The organism is Microbispora sp. H13382 (assembly GCF_014161445.1).
Taxonomy (GTDB): domain Bacteria; phylum Actinomycetota; class Actinomycetes; order Streptosporangiales; family Streptosporangiaceae; genus Microbispora.
The window spans coordinates 64,076-82,923 of sequence record NZ_JABBXA010000003.1 but is presented as its reverse complement, the minus strand read 5'-3'; the positions used below and the strand labels follow the sequence as shown (position 1 = coordinate 82,923).

The window sequence follows — 18,848 nt, the reverse complement described above, 5'->3', positions numbered from 1 at the left end:
CCCCGGTGGCGAGAAGCGCGGCCGGATGTGATATGCGAGGCAATCTTAATCGGACAAATAAGACATCAAGGCAGGTAAGGTACGAGAACGATGCGTGACCGGGGGGAGAACGCATGGCATCCGGAAGATCGGGTCCGCCGGTGGGAGAGCGGACCTTCTTCGGCCATCCACGGGGGCTGGCCACGCTGTTCGGCACGGAGATGTGGGAGCGCTTCAGCTACTACGGCATGCGCGCCGTCCTCGTGCTGTTCCTGACGGCGCCCGTCGCGCGCGGCGGCATGGGCCTGCCCGAGACGACCGCCGTCGGCGTCTACGGCGTCTACATCGCCTCGGTCTACCTGCTCGCCCTCGTGGGCGGATGGCTGGCCGACCGGCTGCTCGGCGCGCGCAGGACCGTGCTGGCCGGCGCCCTGATCATCATGGGCGGCCACGTCAGCATGGCGATGCCCATGGCCGGGGGGTTCGTCTGGCTCGGTCTCGTGCTGATCGCGCTGGGCAGCGGGCTGCTCAAGCCGAACATGTCGGCGCTGGTGGGCGAGCTGTACCGGCACGAGGACGACGCCCGGCGCGACTCCGGCTACACGATCTTCTACATGGGCATCAACCTGGGCGCCTTCCTCGGCATCATGGTCGTGCCCTGGCTCCAGACGGGCGGCCGCTGGCACCTCGCCTTCGGGGCGGCGGCGGTCGGCATGGCCATCGGCCTGGCGCAGTACATCAGGGGGCGGGCGACCCTGTGCGGCGCCGGCGAGGAGCCGGACCACCGGCTCACACCCGAGGAGCAGCGGCGCTTCAAGCTCGTCGCGGGCGTCGGGCTCGCCGCCGGATCGGCCGCGCTGTCCCTGTGGGCGCTCAGCGGCACGCTGACCGTGGACCGTTTCGCCCTCGTGCTCACGATCGTCACGGCGGTCGTACCGGTCGCGTACTTCGCCTTCCTGTTCTCCTCCCACGAGGTCACCGCGGAGGAGCGCGCCGGGCTGCGCGCCTACGTGTGGCTGTTCCTCGCCGCCGCGATGTTCTGGCTCGTCTACGACCAGGCCGGCAGCGCGCTGCTGCTGTTCGCCAAGCACGACACCGACCTGAACGTGCTCGGCTTCACGATCCCGCCGGGTTGGGTGGGCAACGTCAACTCGCTCGCGATCATCCTCGTCGCCCCCTTCTTCGCGCAGATGTTCCTCAAGGCCGGCACCCGGATCAGCACGCCGCTCAAGTTCGCGGTCGGCCTGGTGGTCGTCGGGCTGAGCTTCGTCGTCATGTCGGTCGCCGCGGGCATCGCCTCGGGCGGCGTGAAGGTCTCGGTCATGTGGCTGCTGTCGGTCTACCTCATCCAGACCGTCGGGGAGCTGTTCCTCAGCCCGGCCGGGCTGTCGGTCACCAACAAGCTCGCCCCCCGGGCGTTCGAGAACCAGCTCATGGGCCTGTGGTTCCTCTCCATGGCCCTCGGCGACTCCGTCGGCGGCCAGGCCTACCGGCTGACCAAGATCGTGCCGATGCCCGCGTACTACCTCACCCTCGCGCTCGCCGCGATCGCGGCGGGGCTCGTCATGCTGGTGTTCGTCCGCAAACTCCGCGTGCTGATGGCCGAGCACGACCACATGCCGCCCGTGCCCGCGCCCAGCTGAAGACCGGTCAGCGGATCGGTCAGAGGATCGGCGTGAGCGGCTCGCGCGGCCGGTAGCCGGCGGGATCGCGGGCGATGCGGCGCACCGCCTCCTCCAGCACGGCCGGCGGCTGCGTGAACGGCAGCCGCAGATACCGCTCCAGCGCGCCGTCCACGCCGAACCACGGTCCCGGCGCCAGCCGCACGCCTCGGGCGGCGGCGGCCGCGGCGACCGCGTCCGCCACCGGCCCGTCCAGCCGCACCCACAGCGAGCCTCCGCCGCGCGGCACCGTGAACGCCCAGCCCGGCAGCTCCTCGCGCAGGACCGCGGCGAGTGCCGCGCACGACGCGCCGAGCCCACGGCGGCGCTCGGCGCGCGCCTCCTCGATCCGCTCGAACAGGCGCGCCACCACGAGCTGCTCGAACACCCCGCCCGCGATGTCGACGGCGGCGCGGAGCCTGGCCAGGCGGCGCACCGTCGCGGCGCTCCCCCGGATCCAGCCGACCCGCAGGCCACCCCACCACAGCTTCGAGGCCGACCCCACGCTGATCACCCGGCCGTCGGTGTCGAACGCGGCCAGCGGCGCCGCGCGGGCCGTGTCGTCCAGCGCGATCTCGGCCCAGCTCTCGTCGGCGATCAGCGTGACCCCGTGCCGGCGGGCCGCGTCCACCAGCGCGCCGCGATCGGCGTCGGACATCAGGTGTCCTGTCGGGTTCTGGAAGTCGGGGATGACGTAGGCGAGGCGGGCCGCCGACTGCCGCATCGCACAGCTCACCAGGTCGAGATGCCAGCCGTCCTCCTGGACGCCCACCGGAACCAGGCGGGCTCCCCGCAGCCGCGCCGCGTCGATCGCGTGCGGGTAGGTCGGCGACTCGACCAGCACCGCGCCGCCCGGCTCGGCGAACGCGGACATCAGCAGGTGGACGGCATGCTGGGCCCCGGCCGTGACGAGGATCTGCTCGGGCCGGGTGGGCAGCCCCCGCTCGCCGTACCTGCGGGCGATCGCCTCCCGCAGCGGCGCGAGCCCGGCCGGGTGGTAGCCCATGCCCAGCGCGTACCGGTGGTAGGCCCGGCCCGCCTCCTCCAGGGCCTCGCCGAGCAGGGCGGTCGCCGGGGGCGCGGCCGCGTGCAGCGGCAGCAGCCCGTCGTCGTCGGACGCGAGCCACGGGTTGTCGGTCCCGAGCGCACCGGCGTCGGGCAGGGCTGTGCGGCTGCCGGATCCCTGCCTGCTCTCCAGGTAGCCCTGCTCGCGCAGCCGGTCGTACGCCGCGGTCACGGTGGTGCGGCTCACGCACAGCGCCTCGGCCAGGTGCCGCTCGGCCGGCACGCGCACTCCGACGGCGAGCCGCCCGTCGAGGACCAGGCCGCGCACCGCCTCCGCGAGCGCCCGGTAGTAGGGCCGGGCGTCGGACGGCACCCGGACGAGCCGGGCGAGCTGGGGAGCGCTGAGATACCGATCCATGAAGGCCAATTTCTCTGATTGGCCCTTTCCTCGCAACCCCGCCGGCCTGCACGATGGGTCGACTATGACCGAACTCTCCACCTCCCCCACCCCCGCTCGCTCCCGCTTGTCCCTCCCCCGCCCCCGCTCGCTCCCGCTGCGGCTCGTCCGCCTCTACGCCGGCCTCGTGCTCTACGGCGGAGGCATCGCGCTGCTCGTCAGGTCCGGGCTCGGCCTCGACCCCTGGGAGGTCTTCCACCAGGGCATGTCGGTGCGCACCGGGTGGTCGATCGGCCTGTGCATCAACTTGGTGGGCGCGCTGGTGCTGCTGCTGTGGATCCCCCTGCGGCAGCGGCCCGGCCTCGGCACGATCAGCAACGTCCTGGTGGTCGGCACCAGCGCCGACGGCGTGATGGCTCTGGTCCCCGCGCCGGCGGCCTGGCCGGTGCAGTGGGCCTTCCTCCTGGGCGGCATCCTCGCCATCGCCGCCGCCTCCGGGCTCTACATCCACGCGGGCTTCGGCCCGGGGCCGCGTGACGGCCTGATGACGGGCCTCAACCGGCTCGGCCTGTCGATCCGGGTCGCCCGCACGGTCGTCGAGATCACCGTGCTCGCCGTGGGCTGGCTGCTCGGCGGCACGGTCGGCATCGGCACGGTCGTGTTCGCCCTGACGATCGGCCCGGCGACGCAGGTCTTCATGAAGGTGTGGGCTCCCGCCGGGGACACCGCCCGGCCACCGGGTACGAAGCCTGCATGATGAGGCGAGCGCTGTGGGAGGGCCTGGTCGCCGGGGCGGCCGGGGTGGCCGTGATGACCCACCGCCACGCCGGCGCCGGACCGCCGCCCGGGAAGGAGGCCCACGCCCGGCGCTGAGGGGACACGCCGTACGGCGTGAGGGGAGGTGAGCGCGTGCGGATCGAGGACTACGCGCTGATCGGCGACACGCAGTCGGCCGCCCTGATCGGGCGGAACGGCTCGATCGACTGGCTGTGCCTGCCGCGGTTCGACTCCCCCTCCTGCTTCGCCCGTCTGCTCGGCGACGAGTCCAACGGTTCCTGGCGGCTGGCCGCCGCGGGACGGGACACGGCCGCCCGGCGGGCGTATCTCGAGGACTCACTCGTGCTGGAGACCGTCTGGGAGACGCCCACGGGGACGGTCAGGGTGGTCGACTTCATGCCCGTCCGTTCCGGCAACCCCGACCTGGTCCGCGTGGTGGAGGGCCTGTCCGGGACCGTGGAGATGACGACGGAGATCCGCATCCGCTTCGACTACGGGCGGATCGTGCCGTGGGTACGCCGGACGGGCGCCCATCTGCACGCCGTCGGCGGCCCCGACTCGGTCTGGATCCACTCGCCCATCCCGCTGCACGGCGGCGACTACCGGCACGAGGCGACGTTCACCGTCGCCGCCGGGGAGCGGCTGCCGTTCGTGTTCACCTGGCACCCCTCCCACCAGCCGCAGCCCCCGGCCATCGACCCCCTCGCCGAGCTCGGCCTGACCGTCGACGCGTGGCGGCACTGGGTCTCCCGGTGCGGCTACCGGGGTCCGTGGCGCGACGCCGTGGTCCGCTCGCTCATCACGCTCAAGGCGCTGACCTACAGCCCGACCGGCGGCATCGTCGCGGCGCCGACCACGTCGCTGCCCGAGCACCTGGGCGGCGTGCGCAACTGGGACTACCGCTACTGCTGGCTGCGCGACGCGGCGATGACCCTCGACGCGCTCCTGCGGGCCGGATACGTCGAGGAGGCGGACGCCTGGCGCGTGTGGCTGCTGCGCGCCATCGCGGGCCGTCCCGAGGACCACCAGATCATGTACGGCGTGGCCGGCGAGCGCCGGCTGCCGGAGATGACGCTCGACTGGCTGCCCGGCTACGAGAACTCGGCGCCCGTGCGGATCGGCAACGGCGCCGCCGGCCAGTTCCAGCTCGACGTCTACGGCCAGGTGGTCAACGCCCTCTACCGGGCGCGTAAGCGGGGCATGCCGCCCGACGACTACACCTGGTCGCTGCTGGTGAAGGGCGCCGAGTTCCTCGAGCACAACTGGGACCAGCCCGACGAGGGACTGTGGGAGGTGCGCGGCCCTCGCCGCCACTTCGTCCACTCGAAGGTCATGGCCTGGGTCGCGGCCGACCGCATGGTCCGCATCATCGAGGAGCTGGGCCGGCACGGCGACGTGGAGCGCTGGCGCGCGCTGCGCGACCGCATCCACGCCGAGGTCTGCGACAAAGGCTACGACCCCGAACGCAACACCTTCACCCAGTCCTACGGCTCACACGAACTGGACGCCGCCCTCCTGCAGATCCCCATCGTCGGCTTCCTCCCCCCCGACGACCCCCGCGTCACCGGCACCATCACCGCCGTCGAACGCGAACTCATGACCGACGGCTTCGTCCTGCGCTACCCCATCGCCGAAGACAACCCCGTCGACGGCCTACCCGGCGGCGAAGGCGCCTTCCTCGCCTGCAGCTTCTGGCTCGCCGAAGCCCGCGCCCTCACCGGCCGCCACGACGACGCCGTCCAACTCTTCGAACGCCTCATCCACCTCGCCAACGACGTCGGCCTCCTCGCCGAGGAATACGACCCCAGAACAGGCCGCCAACTCGGCAACTTCCCCCAAGCCTTCACCCACGTCCACCTGATCCACACCGCCCAGGCGCTGAGCGGCACGAACAGGATCATGGCGGCCCGAGCCGGTTCCTGACGGGGTCCGCGACGGCCCCGCCGTCTCCCGGTCACGGATGAGAAGAACCGCATCCGCGGGTAGCGTGACGGCATGCGGATCGAGGACTACGCCCTCGTGGGCGACATGCAGTCGGCCGCCCTGATCGGGCGGAACGGCTCGATCGACTGGCTGTGTCTGCCGCGTTTCGACTCCCCCTCCTGCTTCACCCGCCTGCTCGGCGACGAGTCCAACGGCTTCTGGCGCCTGGCCCCCGTGGGACACGAGCAGGCCACACGCCGCGCGTACGTCGAGGACACGCTGATCCTGGAGACCTTCTGGGAGACGCCCACGGGCGTGGTCAAGGTGATCGACTTCATGCCGCCCCGGCACGCCAACCCCGACCTCGTACGCGTGGTGGAGGGCCTGTCCGGGACCGTGGAGATGACGACGGAGATCCGCATCCGCTTCGACTACGGCCGCATCGTCCCCTGGGTGCGGCGCACCGACGGGCACCTGCACGCCGTCGGCGGCCCCGACTCGGTCTGGATCCACTCCCCCGTCCATCTGCGCGGAAGCGACTACCGGCACGAGGCGACGTTCACCGTCGCCGCCGGGGAGCGGCTGCCGTTCGTGTTCACCTGGCACCCCTCCCACCAGCCGGAGCCGGAGCGGATCGACCCGCTGGAGCAGCTCACCGAGACCAGGCTCCTGTGGGAGGAGTGGGTCTCCCGGTGCGGCCACCGGGGTCCGTGGCGCGACGCCGTGGTCCGCTCGCTCATCACGCTCAAGGCGCTGACCTACAGCCCGACCGGCGGCATCGTGGCCGCGCCGACCACGTCGCTGCCCGAGCACCTGGGCGGCGTGCGCAACTGGGACTACCGCTACTGCTGGCTGCGCGACGCGGCGATGACCCTCGACGCGCTGACCGGTTCCGGGTACGTCGAGGAGGCGGACGCCTGGCGTTCCTGGCTGCTGCGCGCCATCGCGGGCCGCCCCGAGGACGTACAGGTCCTGTACGGCGTGGCCGGCGAGCGCCGGCTGCCGGAGATGACGCTCGACTGGCTGCCCGGCTACGAGAACTCGGCGCCCGTGCGGATCGGCAACGGCGCGGCGAACCAGCTGCAGCTCGACATCTACGGGGAGTTCGTCGACGCCCTCTACCGGGCGCGCAAGCAGGGCATGGGACCCGACGACCACGCCTGGGCCCTGGTCACGAAGATCATGGAGTTCTTCGAGCACAACTGGGACCAGCCCGACGAGGGACTGTGGGAGGTACGCGGCCCCCGCCGCCACTTCGTCCACTCGAAGGTCATGGCCTGGGTCGCGGCCGACCGCATGGTCCGCATCATCGAGGAGCTGGGCCGGCACGGCGACGTGGAGCGCTGGCGCGCGCTGCGCGACCGCATCCACGCCGAGGTCTGCGACAAAGGCTACGACCCCGAACGCAACACCTTCACCCAGTCCTACGGCTCACACGAACTGGACGCCGCCCTCCTGCAGATCCCCATCGTCGGCTTCCTCCCCCCCGACGACCCCCGCGTCACCGGCACCATCACCGCCGTCGAACGCGAACTCATGACCGACGGCTTCGTCCTGCGCTACCCCATCGCCGAAGACAACCCCGTCGACGGCCTACCAGGCGGCGAAGGCGCCTTCCTCGCCTGCAGCTTCTGGCTCGCCGAAGCCCGCGCCCTCACCGGCCGCCACGACGACGCCGTCCAACTCTTCGAACGCCTCATCCACCTCGCCAACGACGTCGGCCTCCTCGCCGAGGAATACGACCCCAGAACAGGCCGCCAACTCGGCAACTTCCCCCAAGCCTTCACCCACATCCACCTGATCCGCACCGCTATGGCCCTCAGCCGCTGACCGCTGCGCGGTAGCCCAGACTCCTTGCGCAGGCACGGAATCCGAGCGACCGGTACAGCCGGGCGGGCACCGGGTAGGCGTCGTCGCCACGTGGGCTGACCACCGCCCGCCGTGCACCCGCCCGCCGCGCCGCGTGCAGCGCGGCCAGGCAGACGGCACGCGCGAGGCCACGCCGCCGGTGACCCGGCACGGTGCCCGCCGGTTCGATCCGGGCGGCTTGGTTGACCTCGTCCAGCCAGACCAGGCAGAACGCGGCGGCGCTCCCGTCCGGCGCCTCGGCGATCCAGTCCAGATCCGGCCGGTACGGCCAGGCCCGCCGTACCGCCTGGTAGCTCTCCTCCGTCACCCGCGACGGATGGAACGCCGCGCGATGCGCCGCGACACGGGCGGCGACGTCACCGTCGCCCACCGCACGCAGGCGGTATCCGGCGGGCGGGATCGGCTCGGGCAGGCCGTGATCCAGGTCCATGACCATGTGCAGGAAGAAGGGCCCCTCGTCCGTACGCCGATAGCCGTGCCGGCCGAGCGCGGGGAACAGGTGCGTCTCCGCGCTGGAGACCGTGACCGTACGGGCCGGGTCCGGCACCTGCGCGGCGAACCAGTCCAGGACCTCGTCGGCCAGGAGGACCTGCGCGGGATCGGCCAGCAGGTTCAGCTGCCCGGAATCGGCCCATCCCCAGGCCGCGGTCCCGCAGTCCACGTCCCAGAGCATGGCGGGCCACTCGTGTTCCCCGCCCGGGTGCTGGAAGCGTTCCCACGCCAGATCGCCGACGTGCCAGGTCGCCCCGGGCGTCCACAGCCGCTCGGCGAGATCCTGCATCTCCCGCAAATCCTCGGCTCCGGCGTACGGCCTGCGGCCGAAGGGCACGGTCGTCATGCCGGCCAGTCTCACCCGGCGGGCGTCCCCTTCGCACCCGGTTTTCCGCGCGGAGTCAGACCTCGCGGCCGCGCCGCGGCGCGGCACCGGACGCGCGGCTCAGGGCGGCGGCTCAGGGCGGCGGCACCGGACGCGCGGCTCAGAGCGGCGGCTCAGAGCGGCGGCTCAGGGCGGCGGCTTCGGGCGCGGACTACGACTGGCCGGCGATGCGGGCGAGCAGCCGGGCGAACTCGGGCGGCGGGGCGACGACCAGCCGGGTCTGTCCGTCGTGGCTGATGAGGTCGGCCTGGATACGCGTCAGCTTGCCCCGGCGCCACCAGTACACGTGCGGGCTGAGCCCGTCGGGCCGGCCCGCGTGCTCACGGTGCGCGAAGATGCGCAGGCGCTCGATCGCGCGGACCACGCCGATGCCGGCCACCGGGTGCACCGCGACCATGCCCCGGTGCGGCAGCACGGCGAGCATGCCGTCCTCGGGCACCTCCATGTACGCCGCCAGGCGGCGCAGGTGGGCCGCCGCGCTGGGCGCGGTCAGCAGCGACACCTCGGTCCCGGCGAGGTCGAGCCGCGACACGGTGGGCCGCTCGTCGGACAGGGCATTGCCGATGGCCACGTCGAGCGCCTCCGCCGGCGGGATCGGCCAGCAGAACGCCTCCTCCGGGCGTACGGGCCGGGCGCCGATGGTCAGCACCTCGATGAGGTCGGCGCTGAGGTGACGGCCGATGATCCGGGAGGGATCGGGGAAGGCGGGGTCGTCGGCGGCGTGGACCCGGGTGCGCAGCAGCGGCTTGATCGGCGTGAGGTTGCAGGCGTCGAACGGCTCGCCGGACACGGCGTGCGCCAGGTGCTCGGAGACCAGCATCGGCCAGTCCTCGCGGGCACGGCGACCGGCCTCCCGGCGCAGGCCGACGAGGTTCACCACCCGCTCACGCTCGGGCGAGGTCAACGTCAGCGACGTGCCGTCGGCCGCGAACACGCAGGTGTAGCCCATGGTCTCGGCGACCAGGGCCAGCAGCGAGTCGAGATCGACGTCCTCGACGGCTCTCGGAGCGGGATGATCCGGCCGCGTCCGGCTGAGCAGTCGCCGCAAGAGTCCCAACGCACCATCCCTTCGCCACCGCCCGGATGCCTCCGGGGCGGGTCTCAGGTTGCCGCGTCCGAGTCGCGGAACATGCCCAGGAGAGAACACGATTCGGCAACAATAGCCACATTCGTCTCCAACCACACACTCATCTGTGGTGTGCCATGGCCCACAGGCAGCCCCGCCAGCACCGGCACACCCAGCGGGGCCAGGCGTTCGGCCAGCATGGGCAGCGGGTCGCCGCAGTCCACCCACGATCCCAGCACGATGCCCGCCGCGCCGTCGAGACAGCCCGCCTGCAGCAGTTGCGTCACCATGCGGTCGATCCGGTACGGCTCCTCGGTCACGTCCTCCAGCAGTACGACACGGCCCCGCGCGCGCAGCGCGTACGGCGTGCCGCACAGGGCGGCGAGCAAGGCGAGGTTACCGCCGGTGAGCCGGCCCTCGGCCCGGCCCGGCACGATCACCCGGTCACCCTTGATCGGCGCGGGTGTGCCGCCCTCGAACAGGGCCTCCCGCAGGTGGGCGAAGGTGACCGGCTCCGGCTCCTCCGGGCCGCCGATCACCGCGGTGGCCGGCATCGGCCCGAACAGCGTAGCCAGGCCGAGCCGGTCGGCGAAGGCCCGGTGCAGCGCGGTGATGTCGCTCGACCCGAGCAGGATCTTCGGCCCGGCCGCCGCCATCGCGTCCCAGTCGAGCAATCCGAGCAGCCGGGTGGTGCCGTAGCCGCCTCTGGCGCAGACGACCGCCGCCACCCCGGGATCGCACCACGCGTCCCGCAGGTCGGCCGCCCGTGCGGCGTCGGACCCGGCGAGGTAACCCTCCCGCGCGAGGATCGACGCCCCGTGCACGACCCGCAGCCCGAGCCCGGTCAGGACCTCGGTGCCGCGCTCCAGCCGTACGGGATCGACCGGCCCGGCCGGCGCGACCAGCGCGACCGTGTCACCGGGCCGCAGCCGCCGGGGCAGGCCCGGGACCGTTACCGAGGCGTCACCGCCCGCCCCGCCGCGGAAGCGCTCGCTCACCCTTCAAAGGGTGTCAGACTTAGCGGTATCTATGCGACCTCCGACGCACATCCTCGTGGTCAACGGTGTCAAGGTCCGCCGTCCGGTGTTCGTTGTCGCGGCGCCGCACTCCGGCGCGGACCTGCTGGGCCGTGCCCTCAAGCGCTCGCCCGGCTTCCACGTGACCATGGGCAGGGGCCCGGTGGCCCGGGTCGTCTACGCCTTCGCCAGGAGACCGTCGATCGCCCGTAGCGGCGGCGCGCCGCAGGTGCTGCGCGACGTGCTGGCGGAGGCCTGGCAGGTGGTCCCGGCGGCGTGCGCGGAGTGCACATCCGCCTGCCGGGAGGCGGGCGGCATCGTCGGCGCGGGGCCGTGTGTCGGGCCGGGCGCGCTGTCCCGGTTCGGCGACGCCAGCCCCGACCTGCTCTACAGCACGCCGGTGCTGCTGCGGGCGTTCCCCGACGCCCGGCTCATCCAGATCATCCGCGACGGCCGTGACGTGGTCGCCGACATGCTGGCCGACCCCGCCTGCATGACCTGGGTCAAGCCCCACATGCTGAGCGAGGACGCCGAGTTTCCCAACCCGTTCCTCGGCGTGCGCTCGGCCGAGCACCGCGAGCGCTGGGCCGGGATGCCGCCCGCGGGCAAGTGCGCCCTGCGCTGGCGCGGCGCCGTGCGGCTCAGCGCGGCCCTGCGCCGCGAACTGCCCGCCGAGCACCTGCTCACCCTGCGGTACGAGGACATGGTGGCCTCACCGGGAGAGGCCATCGACGCCGTGTCGTCCTTCGTCGAGGCCAAGGTCTCCACGATCGCGCTGTACGGCACGAGCGTTCCCAGGCCGGGAAGCTGGCGCCGGCGGCTGTCGGCAGAGGACGCCGAACTGGTGGAGAAGGTGGCCAGGGAGGAGCTAACCCGCCTCGGCTACCGCTGAGGAGGGCCGTCTCAGGACCCGCCCGCGTCCGAGCCGGTGAACTGGGTGCGGTACAGCTCGGCGTAGGCGCCGCCCCGCTCCAGCAGTTCCTCGTGGCGCCCGCGTTCGGCGACCCGGCCGTCCTCGACCACCAGGATCGTGTCGGCCTCGCGGATGGTCGACAGCCGGTGGGCGATCACCAGCGACGTCCTCCCCCGCAGGGCGGTCTTCAGCGCCTGCTGCACCGCGGCCTCGGATTCGGAGTCGAGGTGGGCGGTGGCCTCGTCGAGAACCACCACCCGCGGCGCCTTCAGCAGGAGCCGCGCGAGGGCGATGCGCTGCTTCTCCCCTCCCGACAGCCGGTAGCCGCGGTCGCCGACGACCGTCTCCAGTTCCTCGGGCAGGTTCTTCACCAGGTCGGCGATCTGGGCCGCGCGCAGCGCCTCCCAGACCTCCTCGTCGGTCGCCTCGGGGCGGGCGTAGCGGAGGTTGTTGCCGATCGTGTCGTGGAACAGGTGGGCGTCCTGCATGACGACGCCGACCGTGTCCCTGATGCCGTCGAGGGTGGCGTCGCGGACGTCCACGCCGTTGATCCGGACGGTCCCCTCGTCCACGTCGTACAGCCGGGACACCAGTTGGGTGATGGTCGTCTTGCCCGCGCCCGAGTGGCCGACGAGCGCCACCAGCTCGCCCGGACGCGCGGTGAAGGACACGCCCTTGAGCACCTCCTGCGAGGGCCCGGTGTCCGGACGGGCCACCGACTCCAGCGACGCCAGCGACACGTCGGAGGCGGCCGGGTAACGGAAGCGGACGTCGTCGAACTCGATCGTGACCGGCCCCTCGGGGATCGGCCGCGCGTCCGGCTTCTCGGCCACCATCGGCTTGAGGTCGAGCACCTCGAAGACCCGGTCGAAGCTCACCAGCGCGGTCATCACGTCCACATGGACGTTCGACAGGCTGGTCAGCGGGCCGTACAGGCGCATGAGCAGGGACGACTGGGCGACCAGGGTGCCGAGCGCGAAGGCGCCGGAGATCGCGAGCACGCCGCCGAGGCCGTAGACCAGCGCGGTCGCCAGCGCGGCGACCAGGCCGAGCGCGATGCGGAACACCGCGCCGTACATGGCGACGATCACGCCGACGTCGCGGACCCGGCCCGCGCGCTCCGCGAAGTGGGCCGCCTCGTCGTCCGGCCTGCCGTACAGCTTGGCGACCATGGCCCCGGCCACGTTGAACCGCTCGGTCATCACCGAGCTCATCTCGGCGTCGAGCTGCATCTGCTCGCGGGTCAGCGCGGACATCCGGCGGCCGACCCACTTGGCCGGGAAGATGAAGATCGGCAAAAGGATCAGCGCGACCAGCGTGACCTGCCACGACAGCACGAGCATGGTGCCGAGCACCATGACCAGGCTGATGACGTTGGACACCACCGACGACAGCGTGCTGGTGAGGGCCCGCTGCGCCCCGATGACGTCGGTGTTCAGCCGGGAGACCAGCGCGCCGGTCTGGGCGCGCATGAAGAACGCCACCGGCATCCGCTGCACGTGGTCGAAGACCTCGGTGCGCAGGTTGTAGATCAGGCCCTCGCCGATGCGGGCGGAGTACCACCGCTGCAGCAGGCCGAGCCCGGCGTCCAGCACCGCGAGCGCCCCGATCGCCACGGCGAGCCAGACCACCACGTCGACCCGCTTGGGGGTGATCCCGTAGTCGATGATCGCCTTCATCAGCAGCGGGTTGGCGACCACGATGACCGCGTCGACCACGACCAGCGCGAGAAAGCCGGCGATCTGCCTGCGGAACGGCCGGGCGTAGCCGGCGATGCGCCGGACGATCCCCGGCGCGAGCCGCTCCTTCGTCACGGAGCTGTCACGCCGTAAGGACCGCATCACCTGGAGACCGTAGCCCCCGTTCATCATCGACATATGCCGTACATCCTCCCAGCCGTGCAGCGGTGGGAGGACTCCCCCGATTCCCCCGTCAGCTCGAAGCGAACAGTCCCGTCACTTCCTGCCCGTCAGTTCCACGCGAACGCCGCCCGCCCGTTCAGGCGAACACTGCCCGTCGACGCGAGGCGAACACCGCCCGTCAGTTCGGCGCGGACACGCCCCCGAAGAGCGCGCGGATGCGCGCGACCTGCTCGGCCCGCTCCGCGGCGGCCTGCTCCTCCAGCGTGCGTCCCGGCGCGGCCAGCAGCAGCCTCTTGGTGGCGGCCGCGGCGGCGCGGTCGGTGGACAGCAGCGCGGCGGCCAGGTCGTCCACGGCCTGGGCCAGCTCGGACACGGGCACCGCGATCTCGGCCAGGCCGAGCCGTACGGCCTCGGCGGCCCCCACGGTGCGCGCGGTAAGGCACATCTCGACGGCCCGGGGAACGCCCACGATATCGGTCAGGGGCTTGGTCCCGGTCAGGTCGGGAACCAGCCCCAGCGCGGGCTCCTTCATGCAGAACTTCACGTCGTCGGCGACGACTCGCAGGTCACACGCGAGCGCGAGCTGGAAGCCCGCCCCGATCGCGTGGCCCTGCACGGCCGCGATCGACACGATCTCCGGCCTGCGCAGCCACAGGAAGCCCTTCTGGGCCTCCGCGATCCGCTGCTCGAACTCGGTGTCGCCGAGCGCGGCGGCGCTCGCGAACGACCCCTGTCCGGGCACTCCCTCAGGCGTGAACATGCGCAGGTCGATCCCGGCTGAGAAGGACGGCCCCTCGCCTCTGACCACGACCACTCTCACCTGCTCCGGAAGGGTCTCCCCGATCCGGGCCAGGGCCGACCAGGTGGCGAACGTCTGCGCGTTGCGCTTGTCCGGCCGGTCCAAAGTGATGGTCGCGATCTCGCCGTCCACCTCGAAGCGCAGTCCGACCTCGGCCGACACGGCCGCCGAGATCGTCGACACATCGGAGCCGCCGCCCGTCTCGGGGACGTGCTCCGAATTCCCCCCCATTGCCGCTTCCGCCATGCCTGCTCCTGCGTCCTGTGCGGAGTGGCGTCGCCTCGCACGGCCGGTCCGGTGCGGCGCACCGTCCGTGCCGGCGTCCGCCCTCCTGTTCATCTCGCGGTCGCGCCCGAGCTTACCGAACATCGTTCTGGCGAGTTGGACGTGACCGCTCCTCCTGCAGGAACGAGCGGCTGCGGTCGCGCGTCTTGAGGTGGATCCCTAGCGCTTGGACTTGCCCCGGGTCGCGCCGCCGCGCCCGCGCAGAGTCACCCCGGACTCGCTAAGGATGCGGTGGATGAACCCGTACGACCGGCCGGTGGAAGCAGCCAGAGCGCGGATGCTCTCACCCGCGGAATAGCGCTTCTTGAGATCGGCGGCCAGTTTTTCCCGGTCGGCCCCGGTCACCCGGGTGCCCTTCTTCAGAGTCTCGGCCACGAGTACCTCCTGTAGTGCCAGACTTCCGCAGCGTTACCTCAGCCCATGATCAGTCATTTCGACGGGATCGGCTACCTACTCCGCGGGAAAAGATCCCTACCCGCTCAAATTAAGATCAGGCAAGCGCCACAAGATCGGAAAATTCGTCGCTCCATGCGTCCTCGACTCCGTCTGGCAACAGAATCACCCTATCCGGCTTCAGCGCCTCGACGGCGCCCTCGTCGTGCGTGACCAGCACAATCGCGCCCGTGTAGGAGCCGAGCGCGGTCAGCACCTGATCACGGGAGGCCGGATCGAGGTTGTTGGTGGGCTCGTCGAGCAGCAGCACGTTGGCGCTCGACAGCACCAGCGTCGCAAGGGCGAGACGGGTCTTCTCCCCGCCGGACAGGACCCCTGCGGGCTTGTCCACGTCGTCGCCGGTGAACAGGAACGACCCCAGCACCTTGCGCAGGTCGACGTCGGCCAGGTCGGGTCCGGCCGACCGCATGTTCTCCAGGACCGTGCGCCCGGGATCGAGCGTCTCGTGCTCCTGCGCGTAATAGCCGATCTTGAGCCCGTGGCCGGGCATGACCTCGCCGGTGTCGGGCTTCTCGATGCCGCCGAGCAGGCGGAGCAGTGTGGTCTTGCCCGCGCCGTTCAGGCCGAGGATGACGATCCGCGAGCCCCGGTCGACCGCCGCGTCGACGTCGGTGAACACCTCTAGCGAGCCGTACGACTTGGACAGGCCGCGGGCCGTCAGCGGGGTCTTCCCGCAGGGCGCCGGGTCGGGGAAGCGGAGCTTGGCGACGCGGTCGGAGCGGCGCTCTCCCTCGACGCCCGAGAGCAGCCGCCGGGCGCGCCGCTCCATGTCCTGCGCCGCCTTGGCCTTGGTGGCCTTCGCCCGCATGCGGTCGGCCTGGGACAGCAGGGCGGACGCCTGCCGCTCGGCGTTGGCCCGCTCGCGCTTGCGCCGCTTCTCGTCGGTCTCCCGCTGGGCGAGGTAGGCCTTCCAGCCGACGTTGTAGGTGTCGATGACGCAGCGGTTGGCGTCGAGGTGGAGCACCCGGTTTACCGTCGCTTCAAGAAGGTTTACGTCGTGGCTGATGATCACCAAGCCGCCCTGGTGCGAGCGCAAAAAATCACGAAGCCAGCCGATCGAGTCCGCATCGAGGTGGTTTGTAGGCTCGTCGAGCAGGAGAGTCTCCGCTCCGGAGAAAAGAATGCGGGCCAGTTCCACCCGCCGTCGCTGACCGCCGGACAGGGTCTGCAGCGGCTGGCCGAGGACGCGGTCGGGCAGCCCGAGGCTGGAGGCGATCGAGGCCGCCTCCGACTCCGCCGCGTAGCCGCCGAGGACGTGCAGGCGGTCTTCGAGACGGCCGTACGCGCGCACCGCCCGGTCGCGTACGCGCGGGTCGTCGGCGGCCATGCCGGCCTCGGCCTCGCGCAGTTCGCGGAGCACCTCGTCGAGGCCGCGGGCCGACAGGATGCGGTCACGCGCCAGCACGCTCAGGTCGCCGGTGCGAGGGTCCTGCGGCAGGTAGCCGACGCTGCCGGAGATCGTGACCGTGCCCGCGGCGGGCAGGCCCTCTCCCGCCAGGACCTTGGTGAGGGTGGTCTTGCCGGCGCCGTTGCGGCCGACGAGACCGATCTTGTCGCCCGGGTTCACCCGGAACGAGGCGCCCTCGATGAGCAGGCGTGAGCCCGCGCGAAGTTCGATGTCGGTAGCGATGATCATGATGAAGGGGACACTCCCGTAGGTGATGAGGTCAGGATCGGCAGCCGGGAGCGATCAATCGGGAGTGCGCATGGGCTCAAGTGTAATGCCGCCGTCCCCACGGCCGCCTGCGGCGAAACCCGCCCCCGGGGGGCGCGGAACGCCCCCGCCCACCGGCCGCTCGCACACCGCCGCCCCGGACTCCGCGGGCCGCCCCGTCGTGCCGCCGGTCAGGGGTCGACCAGGCGGATCCGTACGGCGCGGAACTGGTCCGGCGTGGCCTCCAGGACCGCCAGCCTGGGGTCGGGAACGGTGAGGAAGGGCCCGGTCTCCAGGGCGAACAGCGGCGCGAGGCGCCGGTCCCGCCTGATCTCGTCGATCGAGCGCCGGTCCCCGCCGAGCACGACGGCATCCAACTCCTCGATCCTCGGCACGAGCACCCGGGCGGCCACGTCGGCGGCGGCCCGCAGCGCCTCGGCCGACTGCTTGTCCCTGCGCCGGGCGAAGCGCTGCTGCGACCACCCGCCCGCCGCGCTGCGGCCGTGGACCTGGCGGGAGCCGACCTTGCCGGCGACGAGGCGGGCTCCGGTGAAGACACCGGCGGCGTACCCGCCGAGCCGGGCCAGCAGCACGCCGACGGTCCGCTCACGGCACACGTGGGCCACCAGCGCCGCCGCGGGCGGGGGAAGGCGGAACCCGTCCTCATGCCCGTCGCCGGCCGGACCGTCGGGGGAGGGCCGCAGCGGCGGGAACGGCATGTGGCACTCCGCGACCGCGCCGTCCGCGGCGTCGAGACGGACCACGTCCGGCAACACCACGGCCTCGACCGCGCCGTGCCGCTCGGCGAAGCGCGCGATCCACCCCGCGAGCCGCTCGGGGGCGACCGGGATCCACCTGCCGCCGCCGGCGGCGGGCCGTGCCGTCATGGCCGATCAGCCTACCCGTGCGGTTGTCTGCCGGATCCCCTCCAACTAACGGGGAAATATAGGTGAATTTCCTCCTGCGAACGTCAACGTCCGGGGCCCGGCGTCCCACAATTCAATCGTGTCGCTCCCCTCACCGTCGGCGGCGCCGTCCGCCGCGATCCCGCAGCACGTCCCGGCGCCCGGCCCGGCCCCGGCGACCCCGTTCCCCGCGGACACCGTCCTGGAACACGACCCGGCGAACTTCGTGCGGAGGTACACCCCTGCGGCCTCCCCCCAGCCGTACGACCAGCGCGCGTACGCGCCCGGCCTTCCCGCCGAGCGCCCGGCCGCCCCGCTCTTCCTTCCGGTGGTCGACCTCGACACCGGCGGCGCGGTGGCCGTCGAGGTGATCGCCGGGGGCGCCTCCCCCGCTGCCACGGACGTGGCGGGCACGGTGAACGGGGTGCTGGCCGCCGCCCGGGAGGAGGCCCTGCTGCCGCTGGTCCTGCCGATCCCCGCCGCCGCCGTGGCCGGGGGGTCGGCCGGCCTCGCGCCGCTGCACGAGGCGATGCGGATGCGCGGCCGGCGCCCGCGCGAGGTCATCCTCGCCATCGAGGGCGATCCGGTGCCCGCGGAGCGCACGGCCCTGCTGTCCGGGATCGACGGCCTGCGCGCGGTGGGCTACCTCATCGCGTTCGCCGGGCTCGGCACCGCCGCGCTGCCGCTCGATCTGCTCGCCGACGCCTCGCCGTACGTGGTCGCGCTGTCCGCCGACCTGGTGGCGCGAGGGCCGCGCGACCCCCGGCGCGGGGCGCTCGCGGAGTCGCTGGTCCGTCTGGCGCGCGGCGTCGGCGCGCACGTGCTCGCCCCCGGCGTGCGGGACGAGACGCAGCTGGCGGCGGTACGCGGCTGGGGCATCCGGCTCGCCCAGGGCCCTCTGCTCGCGCCGTCCGACTGGCGGCCCTCCCACGGGTACAACCGCGTCCACGTGCCGCTGCCGGTGCCGGAGGCCACCGCCTCCACGGCCGCGCTGGGTCCCCGGGTGCAGGAGCTCCTGCTTCCCGCGGTGACGCTGCCGGCCGAGTCGACCGCCGAGGAGGTGGTCGCCGTGCTGAGCGCCGAGCCCTCGATCACGAGCGTGGTCCTGGTGGACGAGTACCAGCGGCCCCAGGGCAGCATCGACCGCAGCCGGTTCCTGCTTTTCATGGCCGGGGCGTACGGCCACGCGCTGCACGCGAAGAAGCCGGCCGGCCGCCTGGCGGACACCGCGAAGATCGTGGCGAAGACGACCCCGGTGATCGCGGCCATGCAGGTGGCGGGGCGGGACAACTCCCGCGTGTACGACGACCTCGTGGTGGTCGACGAGGTCGGCAGGTGCATGGGCGTGGTCCGGGTCGGCGACCTGCTGCGGCACGCCGCCGACCTGCGGCCCGCCCGCTGACGCGC

Annotated in this window: 15 protein-coding genes; 6 read left to right on the top strand and 9 right to left on the bottom strand. The window is 72.4% G+C overall.

Features of this window, described 5'->3' with window-relative positions; translation table 11 throughout:
* Nucleotides 1–113: 113 nt before the first annotated feature.
* A complete protein-coding gene (locus HHX41_RS08020) occupies nt 114–1,622 on the top strand; it encodes a peptide MFS transporter (protein WP_182905418.1) in 1,509 nt (502 codons plus the stop codon).
* A 19-nt stretch (nt 1,623–1,641) separates the two neighbouring features.
* Here the strand turns inward: HHX41_RS08020 and HHX41_RS08015 are convergent, their stop codons facing one another.
* Complete coding sequence (locus HHX41_RS08015) at nt 1,642–3,063, bottom strand: PLP-dependent aminotransferase family protein (RefSeq protein WP_182905417.1); 1,422 nt, start codon at nt 3,061–3,063, stop codon at nt 1,642–1,644.
* Nucleotides 3,064–3,127: 64 nt separating this feature from the next.
* Between HHX41_RS08015 and HHX41_RS08010 the strand changes: the two genes are divergently transcribed.
* From HHX41_RS08010 to HHX41_RS08000, 3 genes are all read left to right on the top strand, one after another.
* Nucleotides 3,128–3,799: a YitT family protein gene (locus HHX41_RS08010; RefSeq protein ID WP_169985898.1), complete on the top strand. Its 672-nt coding sequence runs from the start codon at nt 3,128–3,130 to the stop codon at nt 3,797–3,799.
* A 152-nt stretch (nt 3,800–3,951) separates the two neighbouring features.
* On the top strand, nt 3,952–5,742 hold the full coding sequence (locus HHX41_RS08005) for a glycoside hydrolase family 15 protein (protein WP_182905416.1): 1,791 nt from the start codon (nt 3,952–3,954) through the stop codon (nt 5,740–5,742).
* A gap of 72 nt (nt 5,743–5,814) precedes the next feature.
* Nucleotides 5,815–7,572 carry a glycoside hydrolase family 15 protein gene (locus HHX41_RS08000; RefSeq protein WP_182905415.1) on the top strand — a complete coding sequence of 586 codons (1,758 nt, stop codon included), beginning with the start codon at nt 5,815–5,817 and terminating at the stop codon, nt 7,570–7,572.
* Here the strand turns inward: HHX41_RS08000 and HHX41_RS07995 are convergent.
* The 3 genes from HHX41_RS07995 to HHX41_RS07985 form a co-directional block, all read right to left on the bottom strand.
* On the bottom strand, nt 7,562–8,449 hold the full coding sequence (locus HHX41_RS07995; RefSeq protein ID WP_182905414.1) for a GNAT family N-acetyltransferase: 888 nt from the start codon (nt 8,447–8,449) through the stop codon (nt 7,562–7,564). The two genes, HHX41_RS08000 and HHX41_RS07995, sit on opposite strands and share 11 nt — an antisense overlap.
* Nucleotides 8,450–8,639: 190 nt before the next feature.
* Nucleotides 8,640–9,545, bottom strand: coding sequence for a hypothetical protein (locus tag HHX41_RS07990; RefSeq protein ID WP_259400779.1), 906 nt, complete (start codon nt 9,543–9,545; stop codon nt 8,640–8,642).
* A 44-nt stretch (nt 9,546–9,589) separates the two neighbouring features.
* Nucleotides 9,590–10,552 (bottom strand): LD-carboxypeptidase, encoded by a 963-nt coding sequence (locus HHX41_RS07985; protein ID WP_169985906.1) that lies wholly within the window; start codon nt 10,550–10,552, stop codon nt 9,590–9,592.
* A 31-nt stretch (nt 10,553–10,583) separates the two neighbouring features.
* On the opposite strand from HHX41_RS07985, the gene HHX41_RS07980 reads away from it, so the two are divergent.
* Nucleotides 10,584–11,462, top strand: coding sequence for a sulfotransferase (locus HHX41_RS07980; RefSeq protein WP_169985908.1), 879 nt, complete (start codon nt 10,584–10,586; stop codon nt 11,460–11,462).
* A gap of 11 nt (nt 11,463–11,473) precedes the next feature.
* On the opposite strand, the gene HHX41_RS07975 is transcribed toward HHX41_RS07980, so the two are convergent.
* The 5 genes from HHX41_RS07975 to HHX41_RS07955 all read right to left on the bottom strand — a co-directional run bounded on the left by HHX41_RS07975 (nt 11,474) and on the right by HHX41_RS07955 (nt 17,423).
* Nucleotides 11,474–13,360 carry an ABC transporter ATP-binding protein gene (locus tag HHX41_RS07975; protein ID WP_182905413.1) on the bottom strand — a complete coding sequence of 629 codons (1,887 nt, stop codon included), beginning with the start codon at nt 13,358–13,360 and terminating at the stop codon, nt 11,474–11,476.
* 163 nt (nt 13,361–13,523) lie between these two features.
* Nucleotides 13,524–14,390 carry an enoyl-CoA hydratase/isomerase family protein gene (locus tag HHX41_RS07970; protein WP_169985913.1) on the bottom strand — a complete coding sequence of 289 codons (867 nt, stop codon included), beginning with the start codon at nt 14,388–14,390 and terminating at the stop codon, nt 13,524–13,526.
* A gap of 198 nt (nt 14,391–14,588) precedes the next feature.
* The gene (locus HHX41_RS07965) at nt 14,589–14,804 is read right to left on the bottom strand and encodes a helix-turn-helix domain-containing protein (protein ID WP_030507271.1); all 216 of its coding nucleotides are present in this window, start codon (nt 14,802–14,804) and stop codon (nt 14,589–14,591) included.
* Between the two features lie 115 nt (nt 14,805–14,919).
* Entirely contained in the window at nt 14,920–16,518 is a 1,599-nt protein-coding gene (locus HHX41_RS07960) for an ABC-F family ATP-binding cassette domain-containing protein (RefSeq protein WP_169985915.1), read from the bottom strand.
* Between the two features lie 209 nt (nt 16,519–16,727).
* Nucleotides 16,728–17,423, bottom strand: coding sequence for an acVLRF1 family peptidyl-tRNA hydrolase (locus HHX41_RS07955; RefSeq protein WP_182905412.1), 696 nt, complete (start codon nt 17,421–17,423; stop codon nt 16,728–16,730).
* Nucleotides 17,424–17,541: 118 nt separating this feature from the next.
* Between HHX41_RS07955 and HHX41_RS07950 the strand changes: the two genes are divergently transcribed.
* Nucleotides 17,542–18,843 carry an EAL domain-containing protein gene (locus HHX41_RS07950; protein WP_310741831.1) on the top strand — a complete coding sequence of 434 codons (1,302 nt, stop codon included), beginning with the start codon at nt 17,542–17,544 and terminating at the stop codon, nt 18,841–18,843.
* The last annotated feature ends 5 nt before the right edge of the window (nt 18,844–18,848 follow it).